This window comes from Curtobacterium sp. MCLR17_051, from assembly GCF_003234395.1.
GTDB lineage: Bacteria > Actinomycetota > Actinomycetes > Actinomycetales > Microbacteriaceae > Curtobacterium > Curtobacterium flaccumfaciens.
Genome location: NZ_QKTA01000006.1, coordinates 46,823 through 60,308 on the forward strand (window position 1 = coordinate 46,823; position 13,486 = coordinate 60,308).

The following is a 13,486-nucleotide window of genomic DNA, read 5'->3' on the forward strand; positions in this document are numbered from 1 at the left end:
GCCTCGTTGCCGTTTCGTGAGCAGAAATGGTCGGGTGCCCAGCGGCGACCCGACCATTTGTGCTCACGATGTGAGCGCCCGCGCTCGCGCACGCGCCCTACGCGCTGCGCTGCACCCGGATCACGCGGAACCCCTTCGCCGTCGACTCCCGCGTGACGGCAAAACCCGCGCCGAGCGCCCCGACGAGCCACTTCTGCAACGAGTCACCCCCGAGGTCCTTCGACACGACGAGCCAGGCGTCGCCCCCGACCTCGAGCCGGGGCAGCCACGTCAGCAGGATCTGGTGCAGCTCGTCCTTGCCGACACGGATCGGCGGGTTCGACCAGATCGTGCGGAAGCGCAGGTCGGCCGGCACGTCGTCGGGCAGCGCGATCGTGACGTTCGACGCACCCGCAGCAGCAGCGTTGGCGCGCGCGAGCCCGAGCACCCGCTCGTTGACGTCGACGCCCCACACGTGGGCGTCGGGGGACTGCAGGGCCATCGTGATCGCGATCGGGCCCCAGCCGCAGCCGATGTCGAGCAGCGCTCCGTCGGCAGCGGGTGCGGGCACCGAACCGAGCAGGACCTTCGTGCCGCGGTCGACGCCGTCGGGGCTGAAGACCCCCGCCGCGGTCGACAGGGTGAGGGGCTGACCGGCGAGCGTGACGTGCACCTGGCGCGGCCGGAGTTCGCTCTCGGGGCTGGCCGAGAAGTAGTGGTCGTTCGCCATGGATGAACCGTACCGGCAACCGAGTGTGTCGGAGGGCCTGCGGAGGTAGCCTGTGCACAGGATGACGGATACCCATCAGCAGAACCACCAGACCAACGACGACAGCGCAGACGGTGTCGTCGAGAGGGTGTTGCGCAACGCAGACCACCGCGCAGCATCGTCCATCTTCGCACCCGCCCAGGCCATCCAGACGCAGTCGGTCGACGACCGCAGCTGGACCGGCGACGGCGACCAGTACGACCGTGAGGACCGTGCGGCGCTGCGCCGTGTCGCCGGCCTCTCCACCGAACTCGAGGACGTCACCGAGGTCGAGTACCGCCAGCTGCGGCTCGAGCAGGTCGTCCTCATCGGCGTCTACCCCCAGGGCGACGCCTCGGATGCCGAGAACTCCCTCCGCGAGCTCGCGGCACTCGCCGAGACCGCGGGCGCCGTGGTGCTCGACGGGCTCCTCCAGCGTCGGCCGAACCCGGACCCGGCCACCTACCTGGGCAAGGGCAAAGCCCAGGAGCTCGCGATGGTCGTCAAGGCCACCGGCGCCGACACGGTCATCGCCGACACCGAACTGGCACCCTCGCAGCGTCGTGCGCTCGAGGACGTCGTGAAGGTGAAGGTCATCGACCGCACGGCCGTGATCCTCGACATCTTCAGCCAGCACGCGAAGACCCGCGAGGGGAAGGCGCAGGTCGAACTCGCCCAGCTGCAGTACCTGCTGCCTCGACTGCGCGGTTGGGGTGACTCGATGTCCCGGCAGGCCGGTGGCCAGGTCTCCGGAGGCGCTGGCATGGGCTCTCGTGGCCCCGGTGAGACGAAGATGGAGCTCGACCGCCGCAAGATCCACACGCGGATGGCGAAGCTCCGCCGGCAGATCGCCGGGTTCACCCCGGCCCGTGAGGCCAAGCGTGCCGAGCGCAACCGCAACGAGGTGCCGAGCGTCGCGATCGCGGGCTACACCAACGCCGGCAAGTCGTCGCTCCTCAACCGGCTGACGAGCGCGGGCGTGCTGGTGCAGAACCAGCTGTTCGCGACGCTGGACGCCACCGTCCGTCGGACCGAGAGCGCCAAGGGCCGGGAGTTCACGTTCGTCGACACGGTCGGCTTCGTGCGAAACCTGCCGCACCAGCTGGTCGAGGCCTTCCGCTCCACCCTCGAAGAGGTCGGCGACGCCGACGTCATCGTGCACGTGGTCGACGGCTCGCACCCCGACCCCGGTGCGCAGCTGTCCACCGTGCGCGAGGTCATCGGCGACGTCGGTGCGGGTGACATCCCGGAGATCGTCGTCTTCAACAAGGCCGATCTGATCGACGACGCGCAGCGCCTCGTGCTCATCGGACTCGTGCCGGACGCGGTGTTCGTGTCGGCGCGCACGGGCGAGGGCATCCCGGAGCTCCTCGGCGTCATCGAGGACCGCCTTCCCGAGCCCGACGTCGACCTGACGATCGTCGTGCCGTACGACCGCGGCGACCTGGTGTCGTCGCTGCACGACACCGGCTCGGTCGAGTCCGTCGACTACGTCGAGGACGGCACGCGCCTGCGGGTGCGCGTCTTCCAGCGGCAGGTCTCCGAGCTCGAGCCCTACGTGGTCACGCCGGTTCCGACCGTCTGACGACCGGCTCCGGCGGGCGCTGGCGCTGGGAAGCGCTGCCGCTCGGCCTGGAGGCCCGTCACGGATCCGCCGGACGCCGTCGCGTCACCGAGACGCCCCGGAACACACGGAACGCCGCCGGATCCGGCGGCGTTTCGTCGTGTAGGGGCGTCGTACGGCGTCTCGCGCTGGTGCAGCGCGAGCCGCGGTCAGAGGGAGCGGAGGACCGCGACGACCTTGCCGAGCACCGAAGCGGCGTCGCCGAGGATCGGCTCGAAGGCGGAGTTGCGCGGCAGCAGCCACGTGTGACCGTCGCGCTGTCGGAAGACCTTGACCGTCGCCTCTTCGTCGAGCATGGCCGCGACGATGTCACCGTTCTCGGCGGTCTGCTGCGACCGGACGACGACCCAGTCGCCGTCGCAGATCGCGGCGTCGATCATCGACTCACCGACGACCTTGAGCATGAAGAGCTCGCCGGTGCCGACGAGCTGTCGGGGGAGCGGGATGATCTCGTCGACGTGCTGCTCGGCGGTGATCGGGACACCGGCGGCGATCCGGCCGACGAGCGGCACGAGCGTGGTGGCGTCGATGTCCGGTCCGCCGACGTCGGACGACGGTTCGTCGACCAGGACCTCGAGCGCGCGGGGGCGGTTCGGGTCGCGTCGGATCCAGCCACCGAGCTCGAGCTGGCCGAGCTGGTGGGAGACGCTGGAGAGCGAGGAGAGCCCGGCGGCGTCGCCGATCTCGCGCATGCTCGGCGGGTAGCCCCGTGAGGCGATCGACGCACGGATCGCGTCGAAGATCGCCTGCTGCTTCGGCGTCAGCGGCTTCTGGCCCCGCAGTTCGTCCACCACGTCGTCTCGCTTTCGTCGGTGCCGGTCCGGCCGCGGCGGGAATGTCGGTGGTCCCCGTCAGGCTTGTCCCAGTCGATCGAAACAGTATCCGACCAGCCAGGGCCGGACAAACACCTGTTCGAGCGTGTCGCAAGAAAACCCCGCAGAAATCCACTCCCAGGACTTGTGCGTCGTCAGATTCGAAACTATGTTCGGTACACGACTTCGGTTCCACCGAACGGGAAGGCAAGAACGACATGAGCACCATCGCCATCGCTGACATCCAGCGCACCGCGGCGCCCGCCGTGCGTACCCGCCTGCGTCTGACGCGTCGCGGCCGCATCGTCTTCACGACGCTCGCCGCGCTCCCGCTCCTCATCGTCGTCGCCCTCGGCGTGCTGAACGGCGGGCAGGCCTCCGCCGGAGACGCCACCGCCGGCGGCGCCCGCACCCAGTTCGAGACCGTGACGATCCAGCCGGGCGAGACGCTCTGGCAGCTCGCCGAGCAGACCGCGCCGAACTCGGACCCGCGTGACTTCGTGCAGGACGTCGTGAGCCTCAACGCGCTCGACGGCTCCGCGCTGCAGGCCGGCGAAGAGATCGCCATCCCCACCAAGTACACCGACGGCGAGTAGCCACTCGGGCAGCGCCGTCCAGACGGCTGGTCGTCGCACGGTGACAGCGGCCTACGATGGATCGGTGGCATTCACGCTCGAAGACCTCCCGATCCGAGACGACCTGCGCGGGCAGAGCCCGTACGGCGCCCCGCAGAAGCACGTCCGCGTGCAGCTCAACGTCAACGAGAACACGCATCCCGTTCCGGACGACGTCGCTGCCGACATCGTCGAGTCGATCCGGCAGGCCCTGCTGACGGTCAACCGCTACCCGGACCGCGAGTTCACCGAGCTCCGGCAGTCGCTCGCCGACTACCTCGGACACGACCTGACCGCCGAGCAACTCTGGGCGGCGAACGGGTCGAACGAGGTGTTGCAGCAGCTCCTCCAGGCGTTCGGCGGACCCGGTCGCTCGGTGCTCGGGTTCCCGCCCACCTACTCGATGCACTCGATCCTCGCGTCGGGCACCGGCACCAGGTGGATCCCTGCCCAGCGCGACGACGGGTTCCGCATCTCGCCCGAGACCGTCGTGGCGGCGATCCGAGAGCACCAGCCGGACATCGTGTTCCTCTGCGGGCCGAACAACCCGACCGGCACCCCGCTCGACATCGAGACGATCGCGGCCGCCTACGACGCGACCGACGGCATCGTGATGGTGGACGAGGCGTACGCCGAGTTCATGCCGTCCGACGCCCCGAGCGCCCTCACGCTGCTGCCCGGTCGTGAGCGCCTGGTGGTCTCCCGCACGATGAGCAAGGCGTTCGCGTTCGCCGGTGCCCGGGTCGGGTACATGGCCGCGCACCCCGCCGTCGTCGACGCCGTCCGGTTGGTCCGGTTGCCGTACCACCTGTCCGCGCTCACCCAGGCGGCGGCGATCGCGGCACTCCGGCACGCCCCCGAGATGCTGGCGATGGTCGACGACATCAAGGGGCAGCGCGACCGCATGGTCACCGAGCTGCGGGCCATGGGGTACCGCACCTACGAGACCTGGTCGAACTTCGTCCTGTTCGGTGGTGTCGCCGACCCGAACGCCGCGTTCGAGGCGCTGCTCGAGCGCGACGTGATCGTGCGCGACCTCGGGATCCCGAACCACCTGCGGGTGAGTGCGGGGACCGAAGCCGAGACGACCGCGTTCCTCGACGCCATGCGGCAGGTCGCCGCCGAGCAGCCGCCGGTTAGGGTTGAGGCATGACCGCCCGCACCGCCTCGATCAGCCGTTCGACGAGCGAATCGAGTGTCGAACTCGAGCTCGACCTGGACGGCACCGGGACCTCGTCGATCTCGACCTCCGTGCCGTTCTTCGACCACATGCTGACCGCGTTCAGCAAGCACTCCCTGATCGACCTGCGGGTGCGCTCGACGGGTGACACCGACATCGACGTGCACCACACCGTCGAGGACACCGGCATCGTGCTCGGTCAGGCGATCAAGCAGGCCCTCGGCGACCGCTCCGGCATCGGCCGGTACGGCGACGCCCTGGTCCCGCTGGACGAAGCGCTGGCCCAGGCCGTCGTCGACGTCTCCGGGCGTCCGTTCCTGGTGCACTCCGGCGAGCCCGCGGGCTTCGAGTTCCACCGCATCGGTGGCCACTTCACCGGTTCGATGGTCCGCCACGTGTTCGAGGCGATCACGTTCAACGCCGGCATCACCGTCCACGTCCGCGTGCTCGAGGGCCGCGACCCCCACCACATCGCCGAAGCCGAGTTCAAGGCGTTCGCCCGAGCCATGCGCAAGGCGGTCGAGCTGGACCCGCGCGTCGACGGCATCCCCTCCACGAAGGGCGCCCTGTGACAACCGCCAAGCCGAACGTCGTCGTCCTCGACTACGGGTCGGGGAACGTCCACTCCGCCGCCAAGGCACTCGAGCGCGCCGGCGCCGAGGTCACCCTCACCTCGGACAAGCAGGCGGCGCTCAAGGCCGACGGCCTGCTCGTCCCCGGCGTCGGGGCGTTCGCCGCCGTGATCGATCAGCTCGAGGGCGTGCAGGGCGGCGAGATCGTCGACCACCGTCTGGCCGGCGGGCGACCCGTGCTCGGCATCTGCGTCGGCATGCAGGTCCTGTTCTCGCGGGGCATCGAGCGTGGTGCCGACGTCGAAGGGCTCGGCCAGTGGCCCGGCACCGTGCAGGAGATCCAGGCCGAGGTGCTGCCGCACATGGGCTGGAACACCGTGCAGGCGCCCGAGGACTCCGTGCTGTTCGACGGGCTGCACGACGAGCGCTTCTACTTCGTGCACTCCTACGGGGTGACCGACTTCCCGCTCGAGGCGTACGGGCCGTTCCGCGCGCCGCGTCTGACCTGGGCCGAGCACGGGCAGCCGTTCATCGCCGCGGTCGAGAACGGGCCGCTCACCGCCACGCAGTTCCACCCCGAGAAGTCCGGCGAGCCGGGCATCCGCCTGCTCTCCAACTGGGTGCGTTCGCTCTGAACCCGGTCGGTGCCGGGCGCGACGGCCGTGCCGGACGCGCACCGGGCCTCCCGGCTGTCCGCAGCCCCTTCTCCACCGCAACGAAACCGACAGGACCATGACCGACCTCACCGACACCCCGCCCCTCGTCCTGCTGCCGGCTGTCGACGTCGTCGACGGACAGGCCGTGCGACTCACCCAGGGCGAGGCGGGGAGCGAGACCGGCTACGGCGACCCCGTCGCCGCTGCCCGGACCTGGCGTGACCAGGGTGCCGAGTGGATCCACCTCGTCGACCTCGACGCAGCCTTCGGTCGTGGCGACAACCGCCGGGTGATCGCGCACGCCGTCCGCGAGGTCGAGGGCGTCTCCGTCGAGCTGTCCGGCGGGATCCGCGACGACGCCTCGCTCGAAGCGGCACTGGCGACCGGTGCGGCGCGCGTGAACCTCGGCACCGCGGCGCTCGAGAACCCCGACTGGGCCGCGCGGGTGATCGGTGAGTACGGCGAGCAGATCGCCGTCGGGCTGGACGTCCGCGGCACCACGCTGTCGAGCCGCGGCTGGACCGAGGACGCCGGTGACCTGTGGGAGGTGCTCGACCGGCTGGAAGCCGCCGGGTGCGCCCGCTACGTGGTGACCGACGTCACGAAGGACGGCACGCTGCAGGGGCCGAACGTCGAACTGCTCCGCCAGGTGTGCGACCGGACCGACCAGCCCGTGGTGGCCTCCGGCGGGATCTCGACGCTCGACGACCTCCGAGCGCTCCGCGAACTCGTGCCGTACGGGCTCGAGGGCGCGATCATCGGCAAGGCGCTGTACTCCGGGGCGTTCACGCTGCCGGCCGCACTCGACATCGCCTCCGAGTAACCCCGTGGCGGGCATCTCGAACGGCCGCGGCACCGGGCCGGACGCCGACGACGCGCACACTCCCGGCGGGGCGGCGGACTCGGCGGGCTTCTCGTGGGAAGGCCGCACGTTCGACCACCACGACACCGCGTTCGCCGACGACGACGGACTCGCCGATCCCGCGGTGGTCGCGGCCATCGGTGCGATCGCCGACGGTGCCTCCCAGGCGGCGATCGTCGAGTCGCTCCGGACCGCCCGGCTGCTCATCCCGCTCATCGCCGAGGCCGGTGACGTGGGGGAGACCGATCAGGGCAAGCTCGTCGACAAGACCCAGGAACTCTCGATCGTGACGGTCGCCGGTCCGGACGGTCGCAGCGTGATGCCGGCGTTCACCTCGGTGGACGCCATGCACGCGTGGGACCCGGACGCGCGCCCGGTGCCGGTGGAGTCCCGCCGCGTGGCGATGGCCGCGGCGAGCGAGGACACCCAGCTCGTCGTGCTCGACCCGAAGTCGCCGACCGAGTTCGTGCTGCGTCGTCCGGCGGTGTGGGCGCTCGGGCAGGACCTGCCGTGGACCCCGTGCTTCGAAGACCCCGAGGTGGCCCGGGCCTTCGCGGCCTCGGTCGAGGGGGAGGTCAGCGTCGCCCGTGTCGAACTCGCGCCGGGCGACCCGGTCGGCCGGTTCGCCGGGCCGGAGCTGACGGTGGGACTGGCGCTGCACCCGGGGCTCGACCGCGAGCAGGTCGGCGAGCTCGTCGGTCGGCTGCAGCAGCGGTGGTCGACCGACCCCGTGATCGCGGAGCGGGTCGACAGCATGCGCGTCGCCCTGCGCGCTGCCTGACGAGCAGCAGCGCGGCGGTCCCGCGGCGGTGCGACCCGGCCCAGCCCGAGGTCGCCGGTACGATGACGGGGTGAGCCCGAACCCGACGACCAACCCCACCGGCGCGACCACCCACGGTCCGACGGGGCGTCCCGTCCGGGACTTCCCCGTGCCCGAGGAACTCGACAGCACCGGACCCGCCCGCATCATCGCGCTCTGCAACCAGAAGGGCGGCGTCGGCAAGACCACGACCGCCATCAACCTGGGCGCTGCGCTCGCCGAGTACGGCCGCAAGGTCCTGGCCGTCGACTTCGACCCGCAGGGTGCGCTGTCCGCGGGCCTCGGCGTCCGGACGCACGACATCCACACCGTCTACGACCTGCTCATGGGTGCCGTGAAGGACCCGAACCAGGTCATCCAGCCGACGAACACCCCCGGCCTCGACGTCATCCCGGCGAACATCGACCTGTCCGCGGCCGAGGTGCACCTGGTCAACGAGGTCGCCCGCGAGCAGATCCTGGCGAGCGTGCTGCGCAAGGTCGCGAACGACTACGACGTGATCCTGGTCGACTGCCAGCCGTCGCTCGGCCTGCTCACCGTGAACGCCCTGACGGCGGCGCACGGCGTCCTCATCCCGCTCGAGTGCGAGTTCTTCGCGCTCCGCGGTGTCGCGCTGCTCATCGAGACGATCGACAAGGTGCGCGACCGCCTCAACCCGGCGCTCAAGCTCGACGGCATCCTGGCGACCATGTACGACTCGCGCACGCTGCACTCGCGCGAGGTCATGGAGCGGGTCGTCGACACCTTCGACGACCGCGTGCTCGACACCGTCATCGGCCGCACCGTGAAGTTCCCGGACGCCACGGTGTCCGCACGTCCGATCACGCAGACCGCGCCGGACCACCCTGCCGCCCACGCCTACCGGCAGCTCGCACGAGAGCTCGTCCAGCGTGGCGCCGTCGCCTGACGCGGGGTTCCGGGTCCGGCTCGCCAACTTCGACGGACCGTTCGACCTCCTGCTGTCGCTCATCACGAAGCACGAGCTCGACATCACCGAGGTGTCGCTCGGTGCCGTGACGGGGGAGTTCATCCAGTACGTCCGGCAGGCCGAGTCCGCCGACGAGCTCGACGAGGCCAGCGAGTTCCTCGTCGTCGCGGCGACCCTGCTCGACCTGAAGATCGTCGGGCTGCTGCCCCAGGGTGAGCTCGTGGACGCCGAGGACGTCGCCCTGCTCGAGGCCCGGGACCTGCTGTTCGCCCGACTGCTGCAGTACCGGGCGTTCAAGCAGGCCGCCGACTGGTTCGGGGAGCGCTGGGGCGTCGAATCGCGCCGGCACGTCCGCAGCGTCCGGCTCGAGGAGCGGTTCCGCGCGCGGACGCCGGAGCTCGTCTGGACCCTGTCGGTGCAGGACTTCGCCGCACTGGCCGCGCTGGCCTTCGCCCCGCGGGAGATCCCGACCGTCGGCCTCGACCACCTGCACGCCCCGCTCATCAGCATCCGCGAACAGGCCGCGATCGTCGTCTCGATCCTCCGCATCCGCGATGGCGAGGGGGTCTCGTTCCGTGAACTGGTCGCGGGCGTCGACCAGACGGGTATCGTGGTGGCTCGCTTCCTCGCGATCCTCGAGCTGTACCGGAACGCGTCGATCTCGTTCGAGCAGCTCGAGCCGCTCGGGGAGCTGACACTGCGGTGGACCGCCGAGGACTGGTCCGACGAGAGCCTCGCGAACCTGGGAGCCGACTATGACGGATGACGTGCACGACACGTCGAGCGCCGAACCCGGCGGCGCTGACGAGATGGCCGACGCCCGCGCCATCGAGCGCGAGATCCACGAGCGCGCCGCGTCCGAGGCCCACCCCGCCATCCCCATCGATCGGCAGCTCGAGGCCATCCTGATGATCGCCGACCAGCCGCAGTCGCTCGTCGCCCTCGGTGCTGCGGTCGGTTCGCCCGTCCCCGCCGTCCGCCAGGCGATCGAACGCCTGGTCGCGGACTTCGACGGCGTCGACGGCACGATCCGCCGTGGCTTCGAACTGCGCGAGGTCGGTGGCGGCTGGCGCTTCTACGTCCGCGCCGACCTGGACCCCGTGGTCGAGCAGTTCGTCGAGGCCGAGCGCCCCTCGCGGCTGTCGCAGGCCGCACTCGAGACCCTCGCGGTCGTCGCCTACAAGCAGCCGATCACCCGCTCGCAGATCGCTGCGATCCGCGCCGTCAACGTCGACGGCGTCGTCCGCACCCTGGTGGCACGCGGCCTCATCGAGGAGTCGTTCACCGACGCCGAGACCGGCGCCATCAACTACGTCACGTCCGACCTGCTCCTGCAGCAGCTCGGCATCAACTCGCTCGACGAGCTGCCGCTCATCTCGCCCCTCCTGGACGACGGTGCGGACGGCTTCGAGCAGAACGAAGGGATCCCCGATGGCAGGGTTTGACGACCGGGGGCGCGGCGCGCCCCGAGACCGAGACGACCGCAACGGACGCTCGGGAGGCCCGGATCGCTCTGGCCGCCCGGCCGGCGGACGCGGTGGGGCCGGCTCCAGTGCCGGTGGCCGCTCGGGCGGGTACGGTCGCGACGACCGCGGGGGCGCACGCCCGCCGCGTGACGACGACCGTCGTGGCGGGTACCCGTCGCGTGACGACCGCGGCGGCGACCGTGGTGGGTACCGTGGGGCTTCGGCGCCGCGTGACGACCGTGGTGGCTACCGGGGTCGTGACGACCGTGCCGGTGGCGGTGACCGTGGTGGGTACCGCGGCAACTCGGCTCCGCGTGACGATCGCGGTGGGTACCGCGGTCGTGACGACCGTGGGGCTTCGGCTCCGCGTGACGACCGCGGTGGCGACCGTGGTGGGTACCGCGGGGCTTCGGCTCCGCGTGACGACCGTGGTGGGTACCGCGGTCGCGATGACCGTTCCGGTGGCGGCGACCGTGGTGGCTACCGCGGCAACTCGGCTCCGCGTGACGATCGCGGTGGGTACCGCGGCCGCGACGACCGTGGGGCTTCGGCTCCGCGTGACGACCGTGGTGGATACCGGGGCTCCGCTCCGCGTGACGACCGTGGTGGGTACCGCGGGCGAGACGACCGTGGTGCTTCGGCTCCGCGCGACGACCGTGGCGGCTACCGGGGTCGCGATGACCGTTCCGGTGGCGGCGACCGTGGTGGGTACCGCGGCAACTCCGCTCCGCGTGACGACCGCGGTGGGTACCGTGGCCGTGACGACCGCAACTCCGCTCCGCGCGACGACCGCGGCGGTTACCGGGGCCGTGACGACCGCAGCGCCGCTCCGCGCGACGCCCGTGGTGGCTACCGCGGCCGCGACGACCGTGGCAGCTCCGCTCCCCGCGACGACCGCGGTGGCTACCGGGGTCGCGACGACCGTGGCAGCTCCGCTCCCCGCGACGACCGGCGCGACGACCGCCGGACTCCCGACGGCCAGCAGAGCCGCGTCTGGCACAACGGCCGCCGCTACGTCGGCGGCACCACGAGCGTCCGCAACAGCGACCGCACCACGCCGAAGCCGAGTGGGCAGCGCGACGACCGGGGCAACCCGGCCGAGGGCACGCCCGAACGGCCGATCATCGAGGACTGGGACGCGGCGGACGGAACGGCTCCTGCCGGGGCCGAGCCGGGCCTCCAGGCAGAGGGTGAGCGCCTGCAGAAGGTGATCGCCGCTGCCGGCGTGGCATCCCGCCGGGTCGCGGAGAACCTGATCGTCGAGGGCCGCGTGACGGTCAACGGCGAGGTCGTGGACGCCCTCGGGCGTCGCGTCGACCCCGAGAAGGACGCGATCAGCGTCGACGGCGTGCCCGTGCAGATCGACTCGTCGCGGCGCTACATCGTGCTGAACAAGCCGACCGGTGTCGTCTCGAGCCTGCAGGACGAGCGCGGTCGCCGCGACCTGACGGAGTTCGTGGACCGCTACGAGGAGCGCCTGTTCAACGTCGGCCGTCTCGACACCGAGACCTCCGGGCTGCTCGTCCTGACGAACGACGGCGACCTGGCACACGTGCTCGCGCACCCGTCGTTCGGCGTGCAGAAGACGTACATCGCGAAGGTCCACGGCAACGTGAACCCCGCCGTGGTGCAGCGCCTGACCGAGGGCGTCGAGCTCGAGGACGGTCCGATCAAGGCCGACAAGGTGCGGTTGCTCGAGTCCTCGCGGGGCGAGTCGCTCGTCGAGATCACGCTGCACTCCGGCCGCAACCGCATCGTCCGTCGCATGCTCGAGGCCGTCGACCACCCGGTCCTCGAACTCGTCCGCCGGTCGTTCGGACCGCTGCACCTGGGCAGCCTGCCGCCGGGCAAGATGCGCGAGCTCGGCACGGTCGAGGTCGGCAAGCTGCTCAGCACCGTCCGTGACGCGAAGCCGTCCGCTCGTGACGACCGCGACGTCGCGCTCGACCAGGACGACGACGAGTACGAGGACGAGTCGGCGGACTGACCGAACCCGACGCTCGGGCATCGACCGATGCCCGAGCCGCGATCGGTAGGCTTGCCCAGTGACCGACGTGACCCCGACCGACATCGACCGCCGTCTGCGCGGCCCGGTCCGGGTCGTCGGTGCCGGGTTGCTCGGCGCCTCGATCGGTCTCGCCCTGCGTGAGAAGGGCGTGGACGTCGTCCTCGACGACGTCTCGCCCGCCGCGCTGGCGCTCGCCGTGGACTACGGCGCCGGCCGTCGACCAACTGCCGGCGACCAGCCGGAGCTCGTCGTCGTCGCAGTTCCGCCGGACGTCGTCGCGACGGTGGTCGAGCGCGAGCTCGCCGCCCACCCCGACGCCGTGGTGACGGACGTCGCCAGCGTGAAGTCCGGGCCGCTCGCCGCCCTGGTGGCGGCCGGCGCCGACGTCTCCCGCTACATCGGGTCGCACCCGATGGCCGGACGCGAGCGCAGCGGTCCGACCGCCGCCCGCGCCGACCTGTTCGTCGGCCGCCCGTGGGTGATCGCGGGGCACGACGGCATCACGTTCCAGCGCGCCGCGGTGGTCGAGGACCTCGCGCTCGACGTCGGCGCCACCGTCGTGCCGATGGACCCCGAGTCGCACGACCTCGCCGTGGCGTACGTCTCGCACGCGCCGCAGCTCGTGTCGACCCTCATGGCCTCGCGCCTGCGGGACGCCCCCGACGGGTCGCTCGGCCTGGCCGGCGGCGGCGTGCGCGACGTCACCCGGATCGCCGCGAGCGACCCGGGGCTCTGGGTGCAGATCATCGGGGCGAACGCCGGGCACATCCGGCCGGTGCTCACCGACCTGCGCGACGACCTGTCCCGCGTGATCGACGCGCTCGGCGACCCGGATGGTGCCGGTTCGCCGCGCACCATCGCCGAGACGATCGCCGACGGCAACCGCGGGGTCGAACGGCTCCCCGGCAAGCACGGCACCACCAAGCGCTTCGCCCAGGTGGTCGTCCTGGTCGACGACACCCCCGGGCAGATCGCCGCACTCCTGACGTTCATCGGGGAGATCGGCATCAACCTCGAGGACATGCGCCTCGAGCACTCACCGGGCGCACAGATCGGCATCGTCGAGGTGTCGGTGCTGCCCGAGCAGGAACAGCGACTCGTCGAGGAACTCGAGGGGCGCGGATGGAGGATCGCAGCAGCATGGGCCTGAACGACGACACGAACGCAGCGACGAACGACTCCGGTGTGACCGGCGGACCGGACGGGCCCGACTCCGG

Annotated in this window: 14 protein-coding genes; 12 read left to right on the forward strand and 2 right to left on the reverse strand. The window is 71.3% G+C overall.

Translation table 11 applies throughout. From position 1 onward, the window contains the following. Window positions 1-97 precede the first annotated feature (97 nt). On the reverse strand, window positions 98-709 hold the full coding sequence (locus tag DEJ06_RS07265) for a class I SAM-dependent methyltransferase (protein ID WP_111038876.1): 612 nt from the start codon (window positions 707-709) through the stop codon (window positions 98-100). A gap of 61 nt (window positions 710-770) precedes the next feature. Between DEJ06_RS07265 and hflX the strand changes: the two genes are divergently transcribed. Continuing rightward, a complete protein-coding gene (hflX, locus tag DEJ06_RS07270) occupies window positions 771-2,312 on the forward strand; it encodes a GTPase HflX (protein WP_071405607.1) in 1,542 nt (513 codons plus the stop codon). A 188-nt stretch (window positions 2,313-2,500) separates the two neighbouring features. Here the strand turns inward: hflX and lexA are convergent, their stop codons facing one another. Next, window positions 2,501-3,145 carry a transcriptional repressor LexA gene (gene lexA, locus DEJ06_RS07275; RefSeq protein WP_027464773.1) on the reverse strand — a complete coding sequence of 215 codons (645 nt, stop codon included), beginning with the start codon at window positions 3,143-3,145 and terminating at the stop codon, window positions 2,501-2,503. A 236-nt stretch (window positions 3,146-3,381) separates the two neighbouring features. Here lexA and DEJ06_RS07280 point away from each other — a divergent pair, with 236 nt between their 5' ends. The 11 genes from DEJ06_RS07280 (at window position 3,382) to DEJ06_RS07330 (ending at window position 13,419) form a co-directional block, all read left to right on the forward strand. Then, window positions 3,382-3,759, forward strand: a complete 378-nt coding sequence (locus DEJ06_RS07280; RefSeq protein WP_027464774.1) for a LysM peptidoglycan-binding domain-containing protein — start codon at window positions 3,382-3,384, stop codon at window positions 3,757-3,759. Window positions 3,760-3,823: 64 nt separating this feature from the next. Continuing rightward, window positions 3,824-4,930 carry a histidinol-phosphate transaminase gene (locus DEJ06_RS07285; protein ID WP_111038877.1) on the forward strand — a complete coding sequence of 369 codons (1,107 nt, stop codon included), beginning with the start codon at window positions 3,824-3,826 and terminating at the stop codon, window positions 4,928-4,930. Beyond that, a complete protein-coding gene (gene hisB, locus DEJ06_RS07290; protein ID WP_027464776.1) occupies window positions 4,927-5,529 on the forward strand; it encodes an imidazoleglycerol-phosphate dehydratase HisB in 603 nt (200 codons plus the stop codon). Before DEJ06_RS07285 ends, hisB begins: the two co-directional genes overlap by 4 nt. Continuing rightward, complete coding sequence (gene hisH / locus DEJ06_RS07295) at window positions 5,526-6,164, forward strand: imidazole glycerol phosphate synthase subunit HisH (RefSeq protein WP_111030465.1); 639 nt, start codon at window positions 5,526-5,528, stop codon at window positions 6,162-6,164. The genes hisB and hisH overlap by 4 nt, the downstream gene beginning before the upstream one ends. Before the next feature lie 97 nt (window positions 6,165-6,261). After that, a complete protein-coding gene (gene priA, locus DEJ06_RS07300) occupies window positions 6,262-7,008 on the forward strand; it encodes a bifunctional 1-(5-phosphoribosyl)-5-((5-phosphoribosylamino)methylideneamino)imidazole-4-carboxamide isomerase/phosphoribosylanthranilate isomerase PriA (RefSeq protein ID WP_017885902.1) in 747 nt (248 codons plus the stop codon). Between the two features lie 4 nt (window positions 7,009-7,012). Further along, window positions 7,013-7,828, forward strand: coding sequence for an SseB family protein (locus DEJ06_RS07305; RefSeq protein ID WP_111038878.1), 816 nt, complete (start codon window positions 7,013-7,015; stop codon window positions 7,826-7,828). 70 nt (window positions 7,829-7,898) lie between these two features. Beyond that, window positions 7,899-8,774 (forward strand): ParA family protein, encoded by an 876-nt coding sequence (locus tag DEJ06_RS07310; protein WP_017885900.1) that lies wholly within the window; start codon window positions 7,899-7,901, stop codon window positions 8,772-8,774. Further along, the gene (locus DEJ06_RS07315; protein ID WP_181436791.1) at window positions 8,758-9,561 is read left to right on the forward strand and encodes a ScpA family protein; all 804 of its coding nucleotides are present in this window, start codon (window positions 8,758-8,760) and stop codon (window positions 9,559-9,561) included. The genes DEJ06_RS07310 and DEJ06_RS07315 overlap by 17 nt, the downstream gene beginning before the upstream one ends. Continuing rightward, window positions 9,551-10,240: an SMC-Scp complex subunit ScpB gene (scpB, locus tag DEJ06_RS07320; RefSeq protein WP_246520983.1), complete on the forward strand. Its 690-nt coding sequence runs from the start codon at window positions 9,551-9,553 to the stop codon at window positions 10,238-10,240. Before DEJ06_RS07315 ends, scpB begins: the two co-directional genes overlap by 11 nt. Before the next feature lie 1,219 nt (window positions 10,241-11,459). Then, window positions 11,460-12,248: a pseudouridine synthase gene (locus DEJ06_RS18560; protein ID WP_231495626.1), complete on the forward strand. Its 789-nt coding sequence runs from the start codon at window positions 11,460-11,462 to the stop codon at window positions 12,246-12,248. A gap of 58 nt (window positions 12,249-12,306) precedes the next feature. Continuing rightward, on the forward strand, window positions 12,307-13,419 hold the full coding sequence (locus DEJ06_RS07330; RefSeq protein ID WP_111038881.1) for a prephenate dehydrogenase: 1,113 nt from the start codon (window positions 12,307-12,309) through the stop codon (window positions 13,417-13,419). Window positions 13,420-13,486: the final 67 nt, after the last annotated feature.

Excerpts from the sequence above, each read along its gene's own strand:
- hflX (WP_071405607.1), top strand. The coding sequence starts at position 771 with ATGACGGATACCCATCAGCAGAACCACCAGACCAACGACGACAGCGCA.
- DEJ06_RS07265 (WP_111038876.1), bottom strand. The coding sequence starts at position 709 with ATGGCGAACGACCACTACTTCTCGGCCAGCCCCGAGAGCGAACTCCGG.
- scpB (WP_246520983.1), top strand. The coding sequence starts at position 9,551 with ATGACGGATGACGTGCACGACACGTCGAGCGCCGAACCCGGCGGCGCT.
- priA (WP_017885902.1), top strand. The coding sequence starts at position 6,262 with ATGACCGACCTCACCGACACCCCGCCCCTCGTCCTGCTGCCGGCTGTC.
- hisB (WP_027464776.1), top strand. The coding sequence starts at position 4,927 with ATGACCGCCCGCACCGCCTCGATCAGCCGTTCGACGAGCGAATCGAGT.
- DEJ06_RS07280 (WP_027464774.1), top strand. The coding sequence starts at position 3,382 with ATGAGCACCATCGCCATCGCTGACATCCAGCGCACCGCGGCGCCCGCC.